This is a genomic window from Mucilaginibacter gossypii, from assembly GCF_017569325.2.
GTDB classification, from domain to species: Bacteria; Bacteroidota; Bacteroidia; order Sphingobacteriales; family Sphingobacteriaceae; genus Mucilaginibacter; species Mucilaginibacter gossypii.
Map to the genome: position 1 here is coordinate 4,258,735 of NZ_CP071878.2, position 21,318 is coordinate 4,280,052.

General features: G+C 41.7%; 21 protein-coding genes. 13 read left to right on the forward strand and 8 right to left on the reverse strand.

The genetic code is table 11. The features are described from left to right. Positions 1 to 4 precede the first annotated feature (4 nt). The 5 genes from J3L18_RS17820 to J3L18_RS17840 all read right to left on the reverse strand — a co-directional run bounded on the left by J3L18_RS17820 (position 5) and on the right by J3L18_RS17840 (position 3,762). Entirely contained in the window at positions 5 to 550 is a 546-nt protein-coding gene (locus tag J3L18_RS17820) for an ExbD/TolR family protein (protein WP_090533926.1), read from the reverse strand. A gap of 6 nt (positions 551 to 556) precedes the next feature. Further along, complete coding sequence (locus tag J3L18_RS17825) at positions 557 to 1,180, reverse strand: ExbD/TolR family protein (protein WP_091175769.1); 624 nt, start codon at positions 1,178 to 1,180, stop codon at positions 557 to 559. 87 nt (positions 1,181 to 1,267) lie between these two features. Next, the gene (locus tag J3L18_RS17830; RefSeq protein ID WP_090533930.1) at positions 1,268 to 2,101 is read right to left on the reverse strand and encodes a MotA/TolQ/ExbB proton channel family protein; all 834 of its coding nucleotides are present in this window, start codon (positions 2,099 to 2,101) and stop codon (positions 1,268 to 1,270) included. A gap of 432 nt (positions 2,102 to 2,533) precedes the next feature. Further along, positions 2,534 to 2,869 carry a translation initiation factor gene (locus tag J3L18_RS17835; RefSeq protein ID WP_129571484.1) on the reverse strand — a complete coding sequence of 112 codons (336 nt, stop codon included), beginning with the start codon at positions 2,867 to 2,869 and terminating at the stop codon, positions 2,534 to 2,536. Between the two features lie 5 nt (positions 2,870 to 2,874). Further along, on the reverse strand, positions 2,875 to 3,762 hold the full coding sequence (locus tag J3L18_RS17840; protein ID WP_129571485.1) for a diacylglycerol/lipid kinase family protein: 888 nt from the start codon (positions 3,760 to 3,762) through the stop codon (positions 2,875 to 2,877). Between the two features lie 217 nt (positions 3,763 to 3,979). Between J3L18_RS17840 and metK the strand changes: the two genes are divergently transcribed. From metK to J3L18_RS17875, 7 genes are all read left to right on the forward strand, one after another. Further along, on the forward strand, positions 3,980 to 5,230 hold the full coding sequence (gene metK, locus J3L18_RS17845) for a methionine adenosyltransferase (RefSeq protein WP_091175761.1): 1,251 nt from the start codon (positions 3,980 to 3,982) through the stop codon (positions 5,228 to 5,230). 194 nt (positions 5,231 to 5,424) lie between these two features. Next, positions 5,425 to 5,943, forward strand: a complete 519-nt coding sequence (locus J3L18_RS17850; RefSeq protein WP_129571486.1) for a hypothetical protein — start codon at positions 5,425 to 5,427, stop codon at positions 5,941 to 5,943. Between the two features lie 725 nt (positions 5,944 to 6,668). Next, on the forward strand, positions 6,669 to 7,745 hold the full coding sequence (locus J3L18_RS17855) for an AAA family ATPase (RefSeq protein WP_129571487.1): 1,077 nt from the start codon (positions 6,669 to 6,671) through the stop codon (positions 7,743 to 7,745). 85 nt (positions 7,746 to 7,830) lie between these two features. Beyond that, positions 7,831 to 8,121 (forward strand): hypothetical protein, encoded by a 291-nt coding sequence (locus J3L18_RS17860; RefSeq protein WP_208102423.1) that lies wholly within the window; start codon positions 7,831 to 7,833, stop codon positions 8,119 to 8,121. 637 nt (positions 8,122 to 8,758) lie between these two features. Beyond that, entirely contained in the window at positions 8,759 to 9,364 is a 606-nt protein-coding gene (locus J3L18_RS17865; RefSeq protein ID WP_129571984.1) for a hypothetical protein, read from the forward strand. After that, complete coding sequence (locus tag J3L18_RS17870; RefSeq protein ID WP_129571985.1) at positions 9,355 to 9,573, forward strand: hypothetical protein; 219 nt, start codon at positions 9,355 to 9,357, stop codon at positions 9,571 to 9,573. The genes J3L18_RS17865 and J3L18_RS17870 overlap by 10 nt, the downstream gene beginning before the upstream one ends. 18 nt (positions 9,574 to 9,591) lie before the next feature. Then, entirely contained in the window at positions 9,592 to 10,005 is a 414-nt protein-coding gene (locus J3L18_RS17875) for a protein-export chaperone SecB (protein ID WP_129571986.1), read from the forward strand. A gap of 343 nt (positions 10,006 to 10,348) precedes the next feature. Here J3L18_RS17875 and J3L18_RS17880 read toward each other — a convergent pair whose 3' ends face one another. Continuing rightward, a complete protein-coding gene (locus J3L18_RS17880; protein WP_129571987.1) occupies positions 10,349 to 11,218 on the reverse strand; it encodes a helix-turn-helix transcriptional regulator in 870 nt (289 codons plus the stop codon). 144 nt (positions 11,219 to 11,362) lie between these two features. Between J3L18_RS17880 and J3L18_RS17885 the strand changes: the two genes are divergently transcribed. Further along, positions 11,363 to 12,181, forward strand: a complete 819-nt coding sequence (locus tag J3L18_RS17885; protein ID WP_129571988.1) for a class I SAM-dependent methyltransferase — start codon at positions 11,363 to 11,365, stop codon at positions 12,179 to 12,181. 197 nt (positions 12,182 to 12,378) lie between these two features. Here J3L18_RS17885 and J3L18_RS17890 read toward each other — a convergent pair whose 3' ends face one another. Both J3L18_RS17890 and J3L18_RS17895 read right to left on the reverse strand, forming a co-directional pair. Next, positions 12,379 to 13,773, reverse strand: a complete 1,395-nt coding sequence (locus J3L18_RS17890; RefSeq protein ID WP_208102422.1) for a transposase — start codon at positions 13,771 to 13,773, stop codon at positions 12,379 to 12,381. Between the two features lie 610 nt (positions 13,774 to 14,383). Beyond that, entirely contained in the window at positions 14,384 to 15,067 is a 684-nt protein-coding gene (locus J3L18_RS17895; protein ID WP_129568562.1) for a hypothetical protein, read from the reverse strand. Between the two features lie 141 nt (positions 15,068 to 15,208). Between J3L18_RS17895 and J3L18_RS17900 the strand changes: the two genes are divergently transcribed. From J3L18_RS17900 to J3L18_RS17920, 5 genes are all read left to right on the forward strand, one after another. Next, positions 15,209 to 16,000 (forward strand): DUF5995 family protein, encoded by a 792-nt coding sequence (locus J3L18_RS17900; protein WP_129568563.1) that lies wholly within the window; start codon positions 15,209 to 15,211, stop codon positions 15,998 to 16,000. 478 nt (positions 16,001 to 16,478) lie between these two features. Continuing rightward, the gene (mnmL, locus tag J3L18_RS17905; protein ID WP_129568564.1) at positions 16,479 to 17,429 is read left to right on the forward strand and encodes a tRNA modification radical SAM protein MnmL/YtqA; all 951 of its coding nucleotides are present in this window, start codon (positions 16,479 to 16,481) and stop codon (positions 17,427 to 17,429) included. A 388-nt stretch (positions 17,430 to 17,817) separates the two neighbouring features. Further along, entirely contained in the window at positions 17,818 to 19,050 is a 1,233-nt protein-coding gene (locus J3L18_RS17910) for an acyltransferase family protein (protein ID WP_129568565.1), read from the forward strand. A 7-nt stretch (positions 19,051 to 19,057) separates the two neighbouring features. Continuing rightward, positions 19,058 to 20,401: an acetylxylan esterase gene (locus J3L18_RS17915; protein WP_208102421.1), complete on the forward strand. Its 1,344-nt coding sequence runs from the start codon at positions 19,058 to 19,060 to the stop codon at positions 20,399 to 20,401. 21 nt (positions 20,402 to 20,422) lie between these two features. Beyond that, entirely contained in the window at positions 20,423 to 21,271 is an 849-nt protein-coding gene (locus J3L18_RS17920) for a hypothetical protein (protein ID WP_091176031.1), read from the forward strand. The last annotated feature ends 47 nt before the right edge of the window (positions 21,272 to 21,318 follow it).

Here is a 21,318-nt window from a genome sequence, read left to right on the forward strand (position 1 = left end):
AATATTATTTATTATCGTTGTACAAGCCGTCTTTTTTAAGCAACTCAATCTCCGGTGCTGAAATATCAACAATACCATAGCTTTGGATATTGGCGATATTGATCTCATCAAGCGTGCTAACCATATTTTTATATTTTGATTTATCGCTTGGTTTAATCACAACAAACATGTATTTGCCTGTTTTTTGCTGTACTTCTTTGCTTTTTTCAATTAACGTTTTGCGTAACCCGTTAGGGCCAAAATTGTCAATTGTGGGCGCTGATTTTCCCGGCTCGCCGATGTACCACTCCAATTTATCGTCGCTTCCCAATAAAATGGTCATCGAACGAGAAGCGGCAATATCCATCTGATCTTTCGTTTTCTCATCCTTATCAGGCATGGCCAAGTCCATCGCTTTTGGTTTAGCGAGTGTAGTGGTCATGATGAAGAAGGTGATCAACAAGAAAGCCAGGTCAACCATCGCGGTTAAATCTACACGGGTTGATTGCTTCTTACTGCGAACCTTACCGCCTTTATGTTTGCCTCCCCCGGAGGTATCTAATTCTGCCATGGTCTTTTATTTTTTTGGAGCACCACCGGCGCTGCCCAAATCCGTAATTAAACTAAACTTGTTAACTTTTTGCTTTTGCAAAATACCGATAACATCCTTTATAACCGGATATTCCTCTTTGCTATCACCTTTAATAGCTAAACGAAGTTCCTTGTTGTGTAAGGCTTTGGTAGCTATACGGGCCTGGCGAATCCAGTTGGTAAGCTCTGCCGAAACAGAGTCTCTCGGGATACCCGGCTGTGCATATTTCTTTTGCTGATCAGCAGATAAAGCAATAAACTGTTTCAACTGGTTCATTGGCACGCCAAATGAATTGATAGATGAAAAACGTGTTTGCTCTTCAGGGGTAAAGGTCATATGATATATCGAACCCATCTGGTTCAACATTTCCTTACGGATATCAACACCTTCAACACCAAAGAAAGCTTTTTGATCACCTACAGATACTGTAGCAAAATCAGACTCAGGCACTGGCTGCTGGATTGAAGACTTTGGTATATCAATAGGTACCGGATCCTCGGTTTTTACTTTTGCGGTCATGATGAAGAAAGTAAGCAGCAGAAACGCCACGTCGCACATAGCGGTCATGTCAATTGCGGTGCTCTTTCTTGGAACTTTTATCCTTGCCATGTTAAATTTCTTAAAAATATATAGTGTTTCAGTATTAACTATCTTGCCCCTAACTTATTGTGCATGAGGCATAGCACTAATATATTCTTATTTATTTTTGTGAGATGAAGCAAATGTTTGTACAATGCTAAATCCTGTTTCGTCAATAGCGTAAGTCAACTTATCAATTTTTGATGTAAATACGTTGTACATAACAATTGAAATAGCTGAAGTACTGATACCGAATGCAGTGTTGATCAAGGCTTCAGAAATGTGAGCAGATAGTTCAACCTGGTTAGGTACACCGGCAGTTGCTAATGAAGAGAACGCTTTGATCATACCCACAACCGTTCCTAACAGACCGGTTAATGTACCGATAGATACCAAAGTAGCGATGATAGTTAAGTTTTGCTCAAGCATTGGCATTTCTAAAGCTGTAGCTTCTTCAATATCTTTTTGGATAGCTAAAGTTTTTTGATCAACGTCAAGGTTTGGTTCAGCTTCCATTTCGCCGTATTTTTTCAGTGCTGATTTGATAACGTTAGCAACAGAACCTTTTTGTTTGTCGCACTCTGCAGAAGCACCTGCAATGTTACCGGCATTTAAAAGAGATTGGATTTTCCTTACGAAGCTATCAACACTACCAGTACCTGAAGCTTTGCTGATAACGATGAAACGCTCGATAGAGAAAACGATAACCATTAATAAGAAACCCATGATCACCGGTACGATAACACCACCACTGTGAACTGTGCCGAAAATGTCTGTTGGATAAGCGTTAACATCACCACCTTTAAAGTGGCTTGGATCACCTAAAATGAATATAAAGATACAGGTTGTAACAATAAGACAGATTGGAATGGTTAAAGAAGCAAACATGCCAGATGCACTTGAGCTTTCTTTCTTAACAGGAGTAGTTGGTTTTGTTGGTGCGTTTGCCATTACTTTTGAATTTTTAGTTTTTGTTTTTGTTTATTTTATAAGTTAGTTAAAATGCGCTGTTTGTTGGGAATAACAAAAATAGAATTTTATTGAATTAAAAAAACCATTTATGTTATTCTTTACAATTTTTTAATACAGAATATCATTCTGTGTATTGTTGGTGAATATAAACGCAACATTACAATTTTATTGTGTGTTACCAACACAATTATATGCAATGAAAACCATTTTTTTTAAAAATAGCAAGTGATAACACATAAAATTTGTGTTACCAAGCTAAAATAGCCCGTTTTTTTAAGTTTATAAAAGGTATCTGTACCTTTTAACTATGATGCAAGCTTTGTAACAGATAGTTGTGCACTTTGTTTAAAAATGCTTCTTTCAAATAAGTTTGTTAAACTATCGGTTTATAATTGTTTATTTTTTTTCAGATCACCCGCCGGCTTTTTTAGCTTTATACCCGTCGGTTTGTAATAATACAAGTATTTTATCCCTGAAATCGCCCTGGATCAGTATTTCGCCATCTTTAACCGAGCCACCAACCCCGCATTTCGATTTCAATTTTTTCCCCAACGCTTCCAGGTCAGCATCGGCGCCAATAAACCCCGCAATGCGCGTAACCAGTTTGCTGCCTCCTTTACGGTCAAGATATATTTTAAGATTTTGCTGCTGTGGCGGCAATGTTTCGGCCCCTCCCCCACCGGTTTCCTGGTATTGAAAATCGGGGTCGGTCGAGTAAACTACGCCTGTAAAATTTTTCTTAGCCATATTGATCAATTTTTAAATGACGGGCCAACTATAACCTTTAATGATTTTGGCAATATATTAATATCTATCCCCTTACCCGCCACCTGGGGTTCGCCATCCAGGTGAATAGGGCCGGCGTGCTCCCTTTTGATCAGGATCTGCTTACCGCGGATAATTTCTACGTATTTTGAGCTTTCGGTTGCTTTAATCAGCATACGCATGCTCATCTCCGGAAACCTCCACAGCGGAAAAGGCTTTATCACGCAAACATCCAGCAAGCCATCCTGCAGGCTTGCCTTGGGCGATATATGCACATTATTGCCGTATTGCGAAGAATTGGCTATACTGAGCATAAATGCCTTATAATCATATTTCTTTCCGTCGATATCCAGGTGATAGTTTTGCGGCTGGTAGCCAACCACCTCTTTTATCGACGATTTTATATAACTGATAAAACCGCGCTTTTTACCATGCGAAAAGATCTCGCTGATGTGAGCGTCAAACCCCATGCCTGCCATATTAAAAAACGGCTGCCCGTTAATCCTGGCCGAATCAATAATTTCGGTACGGCCCGAGGCAAGGTTTTTAATGGCATCCCTTGTATCCATAGGGATCCCTAAAAACCTCGAAAGCCCGTTGCCTGAGCCAAATGGTACTATGCCAAGCGATGTATCAGTATCTACAATGGCCGAAGCCACTTCATTAACCGTGCCATCACCGCCAACGGCCACCACGGTATCAAATTTGCCTACAGCCTCGGCCGCTATTACCCGCGCATGGGCTATGCCATCGCTAAACGCTATAACCGGTTCCATTACACCGGCATCAACAGTATCTTTAATCAGTTCAGGCACCCCGTCCTTCTTCTTCCCGCCCGAAATTGGGTTTATTATAAATAACGCTTTCCGTTTCAACTATATATATTATTTCAATCGTCAAAAGTAAATGTATTTTCGGCTTTGTGAAATTTGTTTTATTTTTACCGCCCGAATGTGGACTGATTTAATGCTCCCTTTTACACCGGAGCCGGATTGCAACCACGTAAAAAAGTGCTAAAACCATGCTTCTTTTTACTGCCCGATCCGCCTTAAAACCCTCCCAGTCGATTTTTACTTTACTTATTTAAATTTTATGTCATATTTATTTACTTCAGAGTCTGTATCAGAGGGTCACCCGGATAAAGTGGCCGATCAGATCTCGGACGCGCTGATTGATCATTTTTTAGCATTTGATGCCGAATCGAAAGTTGCCTGCGAAACGCTGGTAACCACAGGCCAGGTTTTTTTAGCCGGCGAAGTAAAATCAAAAGCCTATCTCGACGTACAGAAGATTGCCCGCGAGGTGATCAACAGGATCGGGTATACCAAAGGCGAATATATGTTTGACGGCAGTTCATGCGGTGTGCTATCGGCCATCCACGAACAATCGCCCGATATTAACCAGGGGGTTGACCGCACCGCCAAAGAAGAGCAGGGCGCCGGCGACCAGGGCATGATGTTTGGCTATGCCACTGTTGAAACCGACAACTATATGCCGCTTGCCCTTGATATAGCCCACGCTTTATTAATTGAGCTTGCAGCCATCCGCCGCGAAAACAATGAGATCAAATACCTCCGCCCGGATGCAAAATCGCAAGTTACGCTTGAGTACAGCGACGACAACAAGCCGCAGCGTATTGATGCCATCGTTATATCAACTCAACACGATGATTTTGACGACGAACCGGCCATGCTTGCCAAAATCAGCGCCGATATCATCAGTATCCTGATTCCGCGTGTTAAAGCTAAATATCCTAAATACGCCCACTTTTTTAACGACGATATTAAGTACCACATCAACCCAACCGGTAAATTTGTTATCGGCGGGCCGCATGGCGATACCGGCTTAACCGGCCGCAAAATTATTGTGGATACCTACGGTGGTAAAGGTGCACATGGTGGTGGTGCTTTCTCGGGTAAAGATCCTTCAAAGGTCGACCGCTCGGCTGCTTACGCTACCCGCCACATTGCTAAAAACCTGGTTGCCGCCGGTTTGTGCGATGAAGTGCTTGTACAGGTATCCTACGCAATCGGCGTAGCGCAACCAATGGGTATTTACGTAAATACTTACGGCACCGCCAAGGTCGACCTGCATGACGGCGACATTGCCAAAAAAGTAGAAGGTATTTTCAATATGACCCCATACGCCATTGAAACCCGCTTTAAACTGCGTAACCCTATTTACAGCGAAACCGCGGCTTACGGCCATTTCGGCAGGCCTAACGAAATAGTTACCAAAACTTTTGTTGGCCACGACGGCAGCAAGTTGGAACGCGAAGTTGAGCTGTTTACCTGGGAAAAGCTTGATCATGTTGATAAGGTTAAAGCAGCCTTCGGGTTGTAATTAATTACACCTATATAATATACGCAATAGCGGCGGGCTTACCTGTCGCTATTGTTGTTTAAGCCCCCTCTATATCTCCCCCGGTTGGGGAGAATTGAAGCCCCTCTCCCCGGAGAGGGATTTAGGGTGAGGCTCCTTCCTAATTAAATTATAAATACATACATTTATCACCCAAAATCCCCCGAACCTAATTAATGCCCACTAATACCCGTAATGCCGTAACCGCTATTATTTATTTTGCTGTATCAGTTATGATAACGGCATGGTTCATTGAACAAAAGTTTGGCTATGTGGTAACTCCAGATGCCATATTGCTATCCAACATTGTTGCAGCCATTAAATGGATAGTGATGACGATTGCGGCAATGGTTTTACTTAAAGAAAACAAATGGTTATTTATCAGGCGTACGGCGTTTGCCAGCCTGGCGGGAAGCTGCGCCATGTTTTCTGTTTATGCGTTCAGATATATACCCGTAAGCAGCTGGCAGCAATTCACCTACGCCATGGCTTTTTCCCTGCTGGTAATGACGATATTCTTTTTTAAGGCCATTATAAGTACCCGGCTATCGCTTAAATGGTTTGCGGCATGGTTGGTTTGCCTTGTTATAAGTATTGTATTACAAGTTAAAGTGGTGTTTAGCCTGCACCCCGGAATTGTAACAAATGAGGTGTCCCATTTTTTTGATTCCCGAAAAAAAAGTGAAATTTCCTGATCCCTTCTTTTTTTAAAAATCACAAGTGTTCCATTTTTTGAGAGCCAGAACGCGAAACAGGCTTTTCATGAAACACCTTAAAAATCAACTATTTAGCATTTTTGGTGAAACATAGTTAAATATTTGATTATCAACAATTAAAGCTTTTTACCAGTAAATTTAACCGCTCATTAAAGCAGTAGTTCAACCGCGTTTTTCATCTTTTATTTTTCACGTTTTTTTGCTGTTTTTTGGGCATTTTTATTTGAACCCTCCATTTTACCGGCAGGTACTGACAAAACAGCGCCACCAATATTGCAAAAACCTAAAGCTAAATTTGGGCCTCGCACAACCCTCTCCTTTGGAGAGGCTTATGAAAATTTCCCCGGGGGCATTAAGTCAATATTTCTAAGCCGGAAGCCATAAGTCGGGTTTCTTCCCGTTATGCTGTAAATATTCGGAAGATTTTTAATTCCCTCCCCTAGGAGCATAGCCGTTAACTTAAGAGGTTAATTCAGCTTAAACGCATCAAACTCCCCGCTCGAGAGAGGGCGGGTTGGAAAAAAGCGGGAGCAGGTATGTGTTATACAAGCGATAAGTTGCGCGTAGAGTAACACACCCCTCTCAAGAGGGGAATCGCGCAATCCTTCGCTTTTTTTATTTCTTCTGAACACTTATGCCGCTTTACCCGGGAACTACGACTTTGCCCTAAACACTGAGCATTAATTTATCAACGACATAACGCTATGATTGAAAAAAATGGACGACCACTGGTTGTAGAAATGATCCGCGCCGATGTACGCGAGGCGGCGCGAAGAGACGCTAAAAGAGGGATTCGCCCGAGGGTTTATGACCCTGACGCTATCATTCCCGATGCCTTTATTATTCACCAGGCCAGTACATGGATGGCGATGGAACGCGAACGCCAAACGCCCCGGATGCTGTTTGGCGAGTTTTGGCTTGAGGGCGAGCTATGCATCCTGTTTGCCGATACCAACATGGGCAAAAGTTTACTGGCCGTACAACTGGGCGACAGCATTACCCGCGGACAGGCCATTACGCCTTTTAAAATGGATGCCGAGCCCAGCCCGGTTCTCTACATTGATTTTGAACTAACCGGCAAACAATTTGAACAGCGCTATACCGACGGCAGCGCCACCCACACCTTTCACGAAAATTTTTATCGCGGCGAGTTTGACCAGATGACCGGCCTGCCGCAAGATTTTAAAACTTTTGATGAATTTATTACCCACGCGCTTAGTCGCGCTATTAAACGTACCGATGCCAGGGTGCTTATTATTGATAATATTACCTGCCTGCGCAACGGTACCGAACGCAGCAGCCAGGCCCTCTCGCTCATGAAACAGCTTAAACTGCTTAAAACCCGCCATGGCCTCAGCATCCTGGTGCTGGCCCACACACCCAAGCGCAACCCTTCACTGCCTATTACCCGCAACGACCTCCAGGGCAGCAAAATGCTCATCAACTTTGCCGACAGCGCTTTCGCCATGGCCGAAAGCCAGACCCTGCCCGGCTACCGCTACCTCAAGCAGGTAAAACAACGCAGCACCGCCGAAATGTACGGCAGCCATAACGTATGCCTGGGCCGGCTGGAAAGGCAAAACGGCTTTTTGCAGTTTGTATTTTCCCATACCGATAATGAGGTTAAACACCTGCGCCGCTACAGCCAGGTAGAACGGCAACGCCGGGCCGCAGATGCGCTGGCGCTTCATAAACAAGGCCTGAGCCAAAGGCAGATTGCCGGGCGGTTGGAGATGAGTTTATCGGCGGTGAACAGGGTGTTGGGGGTTGCGGAAGGATAGTTTTATTATTTAAGGCATATCATGGCGCGGGTATGCAGGGTTGGGTTGAGATGTGGGGTACTCGTGACTCTTCTACTAACCGATTATGCATTTAGCAAAAGTCACGAGTACGCCAACGCTTTGCCGGAGCTGCATACTCGCGCCAGTTAGGATAGGAAGGGATTTTTCAGTTGCTACTGTCATTGGAACGCTGGTTGAGTACCTGGGAATGAGAAAAGTAAATACAATTGGAATAGAATTAGCCAATAAATGCATGTTGATGGCAGGAATCGCTTACAATCTTAAAAAGTTAATTAAATATGAAGGAAAGTCGTTCTTGCAGGTAATAATGAGCCTTTTAGAAGCATTTAAAAGCTCCCGTTTTTACTACACATAATCAGGTTTTTCAGGAAAGTGATTAGATAACGAATACTTATTTGTTGTCTAAGTATTCGTTGTGCAACGGCCACGAGGACGCTTGCGGCAGCGGGGGATGGTCGGGAAGTCTTTGCATTTCGTTATTAGCCTGTTTAACCTCCACGAGGGAAGCTTGCAGTATCGGGGATGACGTTTTTTTATATTAAAACATGCCAGCTCATTAACTTATGTAGCCTAATAATGGCATCTATATAGTTATGCACCAAAGAAATATTTTCATATAAAGTATTTGTTTAGTGTTTAAATACTTACATTTAACAAATATAAAACCTATTCACAATGACAGAATCAAAATTCAAAACGGGAGACATTGTTTATCTTAATTCAGGTATCCCCCCAATGACAGTAGTATGGGTTGAAAGCGATCAAACCAATGTTATATTTTGGAACGCTCAACTTAATCGATTTGATGAAAATACATTTTCAACGAGTTGCTTATATTCATCATAAACTTATTATAATTATTAGGATAAATTATAGCCATTCTAATATAGAAGTATTGACTGTTGTCAGAAATATTTATGCAGTTGTCTATTAAGATGACGTTTAAATAGTAATTAATTTTATATTCGTGGCGATATTTGTATTTGTAATTAATGGCTATTGAAGAAGAATTGGTAGATCTGGTAGGTTATCATGGTACTAATTTAGATTTACTGCCGTTGATTGATAAAGAGTCTCTTAAAATAAGCAAGGGGCGAGTTCATTGGTTTGGAAGTGGATGCTATTTCTTTGCTGAAGGGATTAATACCTTACCTATTGATCAAATTGCTAAAGCGTGGGCCATAGATCAAGCTTGGGATGGTAATACAAAGTCTTTTAAATATTCTGAATGGATGATTTTAGAGTGTAAATTTAAGATTGCACCAAGCGAAATATTAGATTTAACTTTGCACGAGGGATTGAAATTATTTAACGAGTTCAGAGACTCCTTGTTAAAAAAGCTTTTTGAAGCAAACAAGAGAATTAAAGTTGAAGATTATCAAGACAGTGATGTGTTTGATATTATGAAACAAAACCTTGATTTGAAAGTTATTATTGGAAACGTGTTTATAAAATATGCTGAACTAAGAACACTAGCACCAAAACTTCAATCGAGAGTTCCAAATGTTACAATGTTTTGTGTGCAACAAGGGGATGAAGATTTCATATACCCCTATAGCATGAAGTTAATAAAGAAAGGACAAATTACATGGACATAAAAGCAATTAGGGAAAAAATGAATAATTATTTTGACAATGTTTCCCCGGAAAAAATTGTCAAAGAATTTGTTCAAAGAGGATATGTTTTGGAAACATGCCCCCCAGACAAATCATACTTTACAACATATGCCCACCCACTTGGGCATAACGGATTGTTTAGTACACCACTACCAAAAAAGCAAGGAAAAACCCTTGCTTTTTTTATATAATATTATTTAGCTTTACGCATGCAAATCACCGTTGAAAAATTATTTGTCAAACAACTAAGTTTAATAGGTAGTCCTAACGAACCAAATTCTGAAACTTCAAGAATATACGATTTAAAGTTTGATAAAATTTTCCCGGATGAAAACCTAAGGTCATTTTCGATATTATTTAAATTAGAAGTAAGTAATAGTTCTGAATTCGATCTTAAGATACAATATGAATGTTTGTTTTCTACAGAAGAAGATATAACAACTGAATTCAAAGAGTCCCATTTCCCGAACATTAACGCCCCAGCAATTGGGTTTCCTTTTCTAAGAGCCTATATTTCATACCTACTGATTAATTCTGGATTTGAACCTGTTTTACTTCCCACTATAAATTTTACATCTTTTGTTACTAAGGAAAAAACTGATGTTGACAATGATATTATTTAGTTCACAGTTGTAAACCAAATAATATCATTGTCACCCCTGCTACCGCAAGCCAAATTCGAGACATAGCATATTTACCAAGCCTTTCAGTAGCAAAAAATCGGGAACGCTGCCGCAAGGCTGTGCCTTGTAGCCCACATGCAAGGTATAAAACAATGCATCTGCATTACATTAAAGTATCAGCCATGCCTCCCCGCCACCGCAAGCAAATCCTGACCTATGCAATAAATATACGTCGATAAACCGGCGGTTGGTAACCTGCCCAAAAGGTATATTGTCCCGGGCAGGCCCTTTGGCAACATATCAAAATCAACAGGCTTTATTTCATTCGCACCTGCAAAAACATCTAACTGCTGCCCACCGAGGAGGGCGTTACGCCAAAACGCTGCTTAAATGATCTGCTGAAGTGGGCTGTGGTTTCAAATCCGCTTTCAAAAGCCACGTCGCTTATCGTTTTTTCACTGTACATGCTCAGCAGGCTTCTGGCGTATTGCAGGCGCTTTTCTAATAACCACTTGCCGGGCGTACTGTTAAAGGTTGCCTGAAAATCTCTTTTAAATGCCGAAAGACTGCGGTTGGTTAATTGGGCAAATTGCTCCAGTTTTAAATTGTAACGGTAATTGTCTGTCATTACCCTTTCCAGGCTTATTGCGCGGGGCTCGTTCACCAATGAACAAAAGTAGGAGAGCAATTCGCTGTTAACGGGATTATCCGCTATAGTTAGGATCAGTTCCTTAAATTTTAATTCTAACAGGGATTGCGCGGGTTCCCTGGCTTCGGCAAAGTAAGAAGCCATGGAATGAAAGAAACCCGCCAGGGTTTCGCTGGAATTCAAGGTGATCACCTGCCTGTGCCCGGCGCTTTTTACAGGTGCGCTAAATTTTTGGCCGAGGGTTTGACAAATAAACTCGTCGGGAATAAAGAAGAGTACAAGGCAAAATCCTTCGTCAAAAAATTGTTCAAGTACGAATGCCCCTTTCCTGATAAACACGCAGCTACCTGCACCAATATCGTACGACCCTTCGGCGGTATGCCAAATCTTCCTACCCTCCACTACGTAAAACAGGTAATTGTGTTGGGTCCAGAGCGGCGAAAATTTGTTCTTCATCAGGCGTGCTTCGGCGGGGCAGCTGAATACAGTGATCAGCGACTCGTTGCAGTTAAACTGACGATAATAGTTGGGGTGTTGCAGCACCCTGTCATACAAATTATTCATAACGCAATACTATAAGCTAATTTAATTATTTTGAACTTTTAGGTCATTATTCTGGGCTTTTCAGACAAAAATATTCTTATCGCTCTCATTAACTTTGTTTCAATATCATAAACATAACACAATACAAATCAAAAACTTAAACCCATGAAAAATATGAACCCAAACAAAGCACTATGGGAAAAGGGTGATTTCACCCAGGTAGCAGCTACCATGCGCGAAAGCGGCGAGGAACTGGTTAATAAACTGGGAATAACCAAAGGGATGAAGGTACTTGACCTGGGTTGCGGTGATGGTACAACCGCTATACCGGAAGCCAGGCTGGGCGCAGATGTTACCGGCGTTGATATAGCCGCTAACCTTGTTGCAGCAGGTAACGCAAGGGCAAAGGCCGAAGGACTGGGTCAATGCAGGTTTTATGAGGGAGACGCGACCGACCTTCACGAATTAAAAGATGGTTCGTTTGACACTGTGGTTAGCATTTTCGGAGCAATGTTTGCTCCAAAACCTTTTGACGTAGCTAAAGAAATGGTGCGCGTAACCCGGCCCGGCGGCAGGATAATCATGGGTAACTGGATACCCGGCGACCCTACCCTGGTGGCACAGATCCTTAAGATAAGTTCGGCCTATACGCCGCCACCGCCCGAAGGTTTTGTAAGCCCGATGTTATGGGGTATTGAAACAAACGTTACAGAACGTTTTAAAAGTGCCGGTATAAATGAAGAAAATATTTCTTTTACCAAAGAATCCTTTACGTTTAAGGCCCCATACGCGCCGGCCAACTTTGTTCAGGTTTTCAAAAACTACTATGGCCCAACTATGAACGCCTTTGAAGCTGCGGAAAAAAATAATAAAGCTGACGAACTGCAACATGAACTGGAAGCTTTGTTCAATGACCAAAATACGGGTGGGGAGCAAAATACTAATATAAAGGCTACCTTTTTGAAAGTTACGGTAGTTAAGTAGCACGGCTAAGCTTAATTTAAAGGCATCACATTTTTGTGTTGCCTTTTTTGCTGGTGAGAAGTTGAAATGATTTTACGACATTCAGCACATTCCCCACAAGGCCTTTCGCTGGCGCACGCGTGTCGTGGCCGTTGCACAACGAATACTTAGACAACAAATAAGTATTCGTTATCTAATCACTTTCCTGAAAAACCTGATTATGTGTAGTAAAAACGGGAGCTTTTAAATGCTTCTAAAAGGCTCATTATTACCTGCAAGAACGACTTTCCTTCATATTTAATTAACTTTTTAAGATTGTAAGCGATTCCTGCCATCAACATGCATTTATTGGCTAATTCTATTCCAATTGTATTTACTTTTCTCATTCCCAGGTACTCAACCAGCGTTCCAATGACAGGCTCCACTGTGCTTTTTCTTATGACCATCATTTGTTTGCCATAGGCCTCGTTTAATCGTTTGTGCATGTCGTCAAACAGCGGCTTAGAAAGCGAATTTGTAATTGTTTTATAGGTTGATTTTTTGAGGCACTGTTTGCGAACAGAACATACCGCACAATCGGATCGTTTACTCATATATTCTTTAGAAACGCCGTGATGATCCTTATAACCAATAAATTTTAAGCTATTACCCTGACTACATTGGTATGTATCATTTTCAGCATTATATGTAAAACCCTGCCGTTCTGACTTGTAAGTGCCTGTGTTGGGGATATATCCGGTAATTCCTCTTGAAACAAGGCTTTGCAATACAGTTGAACTGCTATAATTAGCATCCGCAATTACTTCCTTTACCTCCAAACCATGATCTCCGAGATTGACACAAACTTTATCAAGCACTGTATCAAGACATTGGTTGTCCTTTTTGTCTGCATGGCAGGCTCCAATGCTTGTAATCACATAGCTGGATGTATCTACGCTAAGCTGACTGAGATAATTTAACTTAGTTACCTTGCCCGGTTTTACAGACATTCTCGCATCCGGATCAGTAGTACTTGCCCGGTTAGCATTACTGCGCTTTTGTGTTTTTTGCCTTCCTGATTTATCGGATAAGTGATCATCTCCTTCAGTTGCCTGACCTTCTTTTAACTGGTCTGTGAACACCTGTCCATCCTCTAAAATATCCTCAACACTACTCATTGATGCATTCGCTTTTACAAACACACTATCAACTGCCTGTCTTTTGCCGGTTAACATTCCTTTGTCTATGCACTGCTTTAATACTTGTTTAAATAATTGGTTAAATATGTCTTCATCATAAAGCTGACGGGTACGACTTAAAGTAGAATGCCAAGGCAATTCTTCGTCGATATCGTAACCAATAAAATAAAGAATATCAAGGCGCATGGATGATATGTTAATGATGCGCCTATCACTTGGCTGATTCTCCAAATAGCCTACGAGTAATAACTTAAAGAAAACAACCGGGTCAATACTTTTTTGTCCGTCTTTTCCGTAATACTTAGCGGTAGAAGCATATAAAAACTGAAGATCTAGTGTTTCTTTCAGCTTTCGGTATATGTTGTCTGCCGGAACACGGTCGGATAATTGGAAATTGGTAAAGAGTTTCTCTTGATAGTGCTTCTTTCCTTGCATGTCATTAAGATACTAAAAACCAGTATCTTAACATAAATTATTATAAAATAACTGGCGCGTTGTGCAACGGCCACGTGTCGCGTGTGTCCCACATGCTAAGTAACACGTCATGCTTGCCTATATATGTGCCTGCATGCTCGATAATCCATTATCCCTTGTCATCTGCATATCTTTATAAGCAAATTAGATACACGCGACACGCGTGCACCAGCCATAAGACATTAACTAAGCCTTTTATCCAACAAAAAAAGGCTAATCATCTCTGATCAGCCTTTTCACATAATTACCCCGTTTAGTCTATTACATTTAACATTCATTTTCCTTTGTACTGTGCGCAACAAAAAAACCGCATAATGCACTTGCGCTTAATGCCAATAATAACGTAATCATAGTGTTTAATTTTAGGTGAATAATTAATTAATACTATAATTAGTACGTATAAAACGGGCTATGGTTTTATTAAAAAGCTTGTTTTTAGTACATTTAAAGCACTTTTATAAATCTCATCGCTTGAAGGAATAAACATTATTAATTTATTATTATTACCAGCAAATTTTCGCTACAATTAAAAACATATTTCACTATCAATACACTATTTAGCCGTTAATTGTTATTCATCAACATTTTTTGCCTCTCCCTTCTTCTTGTTTTTCTCTTCACTTTTCTTCTCTGCCTCCTCTTTAGCTATTTGGGCGTTCCGTTCAAAATAATATTCGTCAAGAATGTCCTCCATATCGACTTTGCGGTAATCTTTGTTCTTGATTTTTTCCACCAGTCTCGGCTTATCGCTCACTATATCGCTCATAACTGCAATAAAATGTTGGCGGTCGAGCTCAGTAACGTTGTCGGGATCCGGGCCATAGTAATAAGTTCTGTCAAGATTGGAGTAAAACATGGTGGCTCCGCTACCAAAGCCTCCCACAGCAGTTTGATTATAACGCAGGCGTACATATAGTTTGGTTGGCCTATCAATAAGCACCAGCAAAATAGGAAAAAGCTCAAGGTCTTTATTATGCGATACTACGAAGCTATCTATCCCTATTACAAAAGCCCTAAACTGCGCAGTTTTAATCTTTTGTTTATCGCCATCAACAGTAACACGATACAGAAAATCATCACCTACGCCTTTGAAAAGACTACGATTAGGGACATTCCATCTAATAAAGCCGGTTATTTTGTTGTTTTGCAGGTCGTAATAGCTTCCGGGGTTCCATCGGCTAAGTACGTTTTTTTGCTGGGCACCTGCATCCATAAAGGCAGCACACAGAAACAGGAGGGTAAAAAATTTGCGCATAAAGCTCAGGTGTTGTTGGTATACAATGCTGTGAAAATACACAAATTACCAATAGCACCCAATAACGATATTACCTGATTTTTCGACCAACAAAAATCATATCTTTAAAATAATTAATTTACCTGGACTTATCTGCCTGCTATGGAACCTATTGCACCAGCCCAAACTATTAACCAGATTATTGAACAGTTAGAGGCCATTATTGCCGACGCTATAAAAACCGACAGCCGGGCGGGGTATTTTGCAGCCCTGTACCATAAGGTTACCTGCAAGGTAAGGGAAGGCATCCAGAACGGTGAGTTTGAAAACCCTGCCCGCATGGAACAGCTGGACGTGATCTTCGCCAACAGGTACATTATGGCTTATCATTGCTGGCAGCAAAAACACCCCTGCTCACAGTCGTGGGAGTTGGCTTTTAGTATTTTTGATAAACCGTCGAGACTGGTACTGCAGCACCTGCTCATTGGTATGAACGCCCATATCAACCTTGATTTGGGTGTTGCTGTTGTAGAAGTAGCGCGAAATCTTAACCAGCCGCTAACCGAGGTCCATAATGATTTTAATTCCATCAATACTATACTTTCGGCGCTTACTTACGAGGTGATCAGCGAGCTGAACCGGATCTCGCCGCTGCTGTCACTGGCGGGCCTGCATGCGCAAAATAATTCTATCCTCATCCAGTTTGCCCTTGGCAATGCCCGCGATGGCGCCTGGTGCTTTGCCGAAGACCTGTTTACCCGTAACGGGGATGCTTATCCTAAGCAGATTGCCAGCAGGGATAGTGATATCAATAAACTGGGGCTTGGCATTGTTAACCCCGTTAGGATGCTGCGTATTACCGTATGGATCATTCACCTGTTTGAAAAACGGGCCCCATCCAAAATAACTGAGATTTTGAGCACTTATAAGAAAACTTATTTAAAGGTGAATTAGATGTTTAGCGCTGGGTAAACGCTGAATTGCAAGAAGAAGCGGGAAATCCTATTTGTAAAACGCAATCAGCACAAAAAACAATACCAGCATTCCTCCACCAAAAAACTTCACATAATTGTTAAGCCATTGAGGTATATAAAAGAGATACCGATAGCTGGGAAGGTGTTGCCCTGTAAACACTGCACGCAGTATTTTATAAATATATAGCGGAATATTACACAGATATACACCAAGTAAACCAATTGTTTCGAGCGTTGAGCCTATGTGTAACACGCTTTGGAATTTAGATTATTTATAATACAATAATAATTAATATTGTGTATCCTCGGGCAGTCAATTAAATATAAAGTACATAACGTTCTATATAAGGCTTCCTAACAATAAACCTCTCCCTCATCAAAATTCATTATCTTTGCCCGCTGATCGGTGAAAACAGCTGTTAATCGGTGCCTTCATCCAAAAATTGGTGAAATCATAAATGCAAACAATAACAACCTGGGAAAAAGGCTACAACAACTACGGGCCATGGCTTAAGGAAAAATACAAAGGCCATCGCGTGTTTAAAGTAATTGTTGATGGTGGTTTTACCTGCCCCAACCGGGATGGGTCGAAGGGTTACGGCGGTTGCACTTACTGTAATGTTGATTCATTTACGCCTTCCGTAAGCCGTAACGCCCCCACAGTACGCCAACAGGTTGAAGAAGGTATGGAACGCGCCCGTAAAGGCAACAAGGCTGATAAGTTTATTATTTACTTTCAGCCCAATACCAATACCTACGCCCCGGCGCATTACCTCAAAATGCTGTACGATGAAGCCCTGAGCTACGGCACCGAAGATATCGTAGGCCTTTCGGTAGGTACCCGGCCCGATTGTATCGATGCGGAAAAGATTGCTTTATTGGAAAGCTATACCGATCGTTTTGATGTTGACCTGGAAATGGGGATGGAAAGTATCTATAACGATACCCTGAACCAGATTAACCGCGGCTGTAGTCACGAAGAACTGGTGAAAGCCCTGAGCCTGGTCGAAAATTCAAAACTGGATATCTGCGTGCATACCATTTTCGGTTTCCCCTGGGAAACCAAAAAAATGATGTTGAAATATGCCGACGAGATCAACCGTTTTAAACAGATCAAGTTTGTAAAATTCCACCACCTTCATATTGTTGAAGGCTCGGTAATGGGCGTAAAATACAAACGCGAACCCTTCCACCTGTTTGGTATTGACGAATATGCCGATTTTCTGTGCGAGCTGTTACCGCTTGTTCGCCCGGATATCGTGATCCAGCGCCTCTTCGGTCTCAGCGACCGCGAACTCCTCATCGCCCCCAACTGGGGTTTGAAAAAATCAGAGATCCAATATTATATTGATCAAAGAATTTTGAGCAGAGGTGTGGTGCAGGGAAGTGGTCTGAACCTTGATTTATAGGATTTGAGGATTGTCAGGATTTTTTATGCCGTGGTAGTTTTTCAGAAAAAACGAGGGTTTGTGCGATTCCCTCTCTGCCGTTGTTGGTGTTGTCACCAACAACATTTAGAATATGATGTATTGAACAAATAGAAGTTGTTGGTGACAACACCAACAACGGCGAGAGATTACTCGGATTTTCAGGTAAAATCCATCAATCCGGCAAATTCCCCAAATCCCGGTTCTGGTTTAACGAATAAGCAAATCAATGCTCTTCCCCCTGCAACTAAAAACTGCCACTGCAACTTAAAATATCACCACTTGTCAGCTGTTACTTTCTAAACATTGGTATCCCTTTTGCAAACATTTACGTATAATTAAATTCATCTGAAAGTTAAATACGTCTATTTTGTCACAAAGAGCACAATCCAATTATATCCCGGCGTTAACCGGTGTAAGGGCCATGGCGGCTTACCTGGTTTTCATATCGCATTTTGCCTATGTGTTTGATGAGAAATTTCCCCACTCTGTGCAACGTTTCTTTAACGAGTTCCATATCGGGGTTACTATTTTCTTTGTGCTTTCGGGCTTTTTGATCGCATTTCGTTATTTTGATAGTTTTAAATTAACAAAAGCCTGGTTTCTGCAATACCTTAAAAACCGGGTGGCGCGCATCTATCCCATGTATGCCTTGCTTACCATTGGCGCGTTCATAGCTTATCATTTTACCCAAAACCAAACAGTAACAGCAGGACAAAACCCGGTGGTTATGTTTTTTATGAACATCGTTTTTGTGCGCGGCTTTTTTGACCAGTTTAAGTTTACGGGCATTGCCCAGGGCTGGTCGCTCACGGTTGAAGAATGTTTTTACTTTTCGGCGCCATTTATTTTCCTTATCGCCACTAAATACAAAAAGTTTTATATCCAGCCTATCGCGGTTACCGGTTTAGGGGCTTTGCTGGTATTCATCTTTAGTCATGTAAACTGGTTCGGCTTCTTCGGCAACTTTACGTTCATGATGCTGTACACCTTTTTGGGCCGATGCTTTGAGTTTTATGCGGGCATTCAGCTGGCGCTCATAGTACGCAAACAAAAACTGGATGGCACAAGCAAAAAAAAGTTCACTTACCTGGGCTTTTTCCTGATCTTTTTTTGCGTGTGGATCATGTCTACGTTAACTATCCCGAAAGGATATGAAGCCGGTTTGCATAATCCCTGGGGCATTATAACCAATAACTATCTACTGGCTACCTCGATTGCAATCTTCTTTTATGGCTTGCTCACCGAAACTACCCTCCTCAAAAAGTTTTTAGCACACCCTTTTATTGAACTGCTGGGCAAAAGCTCCTACATATTTTACCTGATCCACTTAGGCTTTATGTACAATTTTATCCATCAGGGCATGAACAGTCTTAACGATTATGTTTTTGAGCTTTATGATAAATGGGGTGTCGACTGGCATTCGCCTTTTGAGTATGATAGTTTAAACCTTTTGTACGCCTTTATCGTTTTAAATATGGTTTCCATAACGCTGTTTAAATTAATTGAAGAACCGCTTAATCACTATATCCGCAAGTCTGATTTCCTGATTAAAAACAAAGCACGCAATCCCGAAAATGAATCAGCTAAGATCAAAGCCTAATTACAACATGCTAAAAAACGCTAACAAACTACTGATCATTACTTTCGCTTTACTGACCTGGTGCGCCGCCCTACCGGCCATGGCCCAGGAAACCGAAAAAGATCCGGCGGAGAATACCGACAAAAGCGGTGGTGATGATGAAGTATCAACGGTATTAACTATCAATAATAAGGATGGTATATTCAGTTCAACGGCCTCGTTCAGCTTTGAAATTAAAAACACTTATGATACTAACCAGGAAGGCAGCATATCATACAATATCACCACCGAAAATGGGCAAATTGTTAAAACCCTGTCAAAGCCGGTAAACCTTAGCAAAAAAAGCACTTCCAAATATGATTTTGAGGTGCCTAACCTAAAAACAGGTTTTTACAAGGTTAACATGATGATCAATGTGAGCGATTATGACGATACCACCCGTCGCGCTTTTGGGATCAGGCCGGATGAAATCCGGTCGCAATATGCCCGGCCGGCCGATTTTGACCAGTTTTGGCAAACCGCCAAAGATGAACTGGCCAAAGTGAAACCCAATTACAAAATTACCGAAGTACCATCCATGAACACCGAAAACCGCAAGGTTTACGAAATAGAGATGAAATCGCTGGATAACCTTACCATCCGCGGTTACATGACGGTACCCATTAGTAAAAATAAAAACAAAAAGTTTTCGGTATTGCTTGGCTTACCCGGCTACCAGGTAAAACTATACCCTATAGTAGGGTCAGACCCCGACCTGGTAATCATCACGCTTAATACCCGTGGGCAAGGTACCAGCCGCGATGTGATCCACACCGAGCGGGATGCCTTTATCTCCTACCATATTGAGGATAAAAACAAATACGTAATGCGCGGTGTAATTATGGATTGCGTACGCGCTGTTGATTTTATTTACGCGCAGCCCAATTTAAGACACGATCAGATCCTGGCAACCGGCGGTAGTATGGGCGGTTATTTATCCCTTGCGCTTTCAGGCGTCGATCATCGTATAAACCTTTGCTCGGCACAAAACCCCATCATGAGCGATATCCGCAATTTGGTTGGCGCTGTTGAATGGCCCATTAACGATATTAAAAAATATGTTTTAAGCAAACCCGGCGTAACCTTTAACCAGGTATTAAACAATCTTGATTATTACGATGCAAAAAACTTTGCAACAACTATAAAATGTCCAACAATTTTAGGCTTGGGCCTTTTAGACCCCTACGTACCGCCCGCCAATGGTTACGCGGTATTTAACTCAATGAATACTGATAAACACGTAATGGTATTTAAAAACCTTGCACATGAGGTGAGCCAGGTATACAAAGATTATGAGGGCCGTTGGATGCGCGATACCTTCGGTTTGTTTTAAAACTTTTAAAATCTTAAACACATGACCTTGAAAAATACTTTATCAAAATATTTGCTTATTGGGATAGTAATATTCGCCATTGCTACGGGTAAAAGTTATGCCGGAGGGTTCCCGGTAAGGCCGGGCAGGATCTCACTATCGCCATCGGCAACTTACTTTTTTGCCAATAAAGCCTGGGATGCCGACAGCCATAAAGGTGCCTTTGCCAATAACGGTAAGTTCAGTTCATGGAGCTATTCTTTATATTCGGAAGTTGGTTTAAGTCGCAGGTTTACCCTGTCGGTACTGGCACCTTATGTAATGAATACCTTTAGTACAGATCTGGGCACCAGCAAAAGTTCAGGTTTCCAGGATCTGGAAGTGGGTATCAGGTACTACCTGGCCAATATCAATTATAAATATTACTTCAGCTTACAGGGTACGGCTATTTTACCCATGTACACCAACACCGCGCTGGGCTATAACCAAAAAGGGGCCGAACTTAAACTGGCCTTTGCAGGCAGCGGGCATTTGTTTGGTAAAAACTCATTCTTCATTCTCGAAAACGGTGTACGCGAATATTTTGGTTACGAAAGCGTTTTCCAGGACAGGTACAATGCCACTTATGGCTTAACGCTTGATAAAAAATTCCGCGAGCAAATTTCCTTAAGTGTAGGCGGCTTTTATGCTACCAGTATCAATAAGGATTTTAACGTAAACCCAAGCGCCAGTAAAAATTTTGCCTTTAACCAGGTATCGCTAAGCTACGGCCATGCATTTGCCAAAAGCCTGTCGCTGTTTTTAACCGGCGGCACCTTTATTACCGGGCGCAATACCGGCGCGGGCACCAGCTTTTCGGCATCACTTAATTACCGGATAGATACGAAATAGCCCCTATAAAAGCGGAAGGCAAAAGCTTAAAGCGATAGTTGTCATTA

Excerpts from the sequence above, each read along its gene's own strand:
- J3L18_RS17825 (WP_091175769.1), bottom strand. The coding sequence starts at position 1,180 with ATGGCAAGGATAAAAGTTCCAAGAAAGAGCACCGCAATTGACATGACC.
- J3L18_RS17885 (WP_129571988.1), top strand. The coding sequence starts at position 11,363 with ATGAAAAATATGAACCCAAACAAAGCACTATGGGAAAAGGGTGATTTC.
- J3L18_RS17860 (WP_208102423.1), top strand. The coding sequence starts at position 7,831 with ATGCATTTAGCAAAAGTCACGAGTACGCCAACGCTTTGCCGGAGCTGC.
- J3L18_RS17870 (WP_129571985.1), top strand. The coding sequence starts at position 9,355 with ATGGACATAAAAGCAATTAGGGAAAAAATGAATAATTATTTTGACAAT.
- J3L18_RS17875 (WP_129571986.1), top strand. The coding sequence starts at position 9,592 with ATGCAAATCACCGTTGAAAAATTATTTGTCAAACAACTAAGTTTAATA.
- J3L18_RS17895 (WP_129568562.1), bottom strand. The coding sequence starts at position 15,067 with ATGCGCAAATTTTTTACCCTCCTGTTTCTGTGTGCTGCCTTTATGGAT.
- J3L18_RS17890 (WP_208102422.1), bottom strand. The coding sequence starts at position 13,773 with ATGCAAGGAAAGAAGCACTATCAAGAGAAACTCTTTACCAATTTCCAA.
- J3L18_RS17820 (WP_090533926.1), bottom strand. The coding sequence starts at position 550 with ATGGCAGAATTAGATACCTCCGGGGGAGGCAAACATAAAGGCGGTAAG.
- J3L18_RS17880 (WP_129571987.1), bottom strand. The coding sequence starts at position 11,218 with ATGAATAATTTGTATGACAGGGTGCTGCAACACCCCAACTATTATCGT.
- J3L18_RS17920 (WP_091176031.1), top strand. The coding sequence starts at position 20,423 with ATGACCTTGAAAAATACTTTATCAAAATATTTGCTTATTGGGATAGTA.
- metK (WP_091175761.1), top strand. The coding sequence starts at position 3,980 with ATGTCATATTTATTTACTTCAGAGTCTGTATCAGAGGGTCACCCGGAT.
- J3L18_RS17850 (WP_129571486.1), top strand. The coding sequence starts at position 5,425 with ATGCCCACTAATACCCGTAATGCCGTAACCGCTATTATTTATTTTGCT.
- J3L18_RS17835 (WP_129571484.1), bottom strand. The coding sequence starts at position 2,869 with ATGGCTAAGAAAAATTTTACAGGCGTAGTTTACTCGACCGACCCCGAT.
- J3L18_RS17865 (WP_129571984.1), top strand. The coding sequence starts at position 8,759 with ATGGCTATTGAAGAAGAATTGGTAGATCTGGTAGGTTATCATGGTACT.
- J3L18_RS17915 (WP_208102421.1), top strand. The coding sequence starts at position 19,058 with ATGCTAAAAAACGCTAACAAACTACTGATCATTACTTTCGCTTTACTG.
- J3L18_RS17830 (WP_090533930.1), bottom strand. The coding sequence starts at position 2,101 with ATGGCAAACGCACCAACAAAACCAACTACTCCTGTTAAGAAAGAAAGC.
- mnmL (WP_129568564.1), top strand. The coding sequence starts at position 16,479 with ATGCAAACAATAACAACCTGGGAAAAAGGCTACAACAACTACGGGCCA.
- J3L18_RS17900 (WP_129568563.1), top strand. The coding sequence starts at position 15,209 with ATGGAACCTATTGCACCAGCCCAAACTATTAACCAGATTATTGAACAG.
- J3L18_RS17855 (WP_129571487.1), top strand. The coding sequence starts at position 6,669 with ATGATTGAAAAAAATGGACGACCACTGGTTGTAGAAATGATCCGCGCC.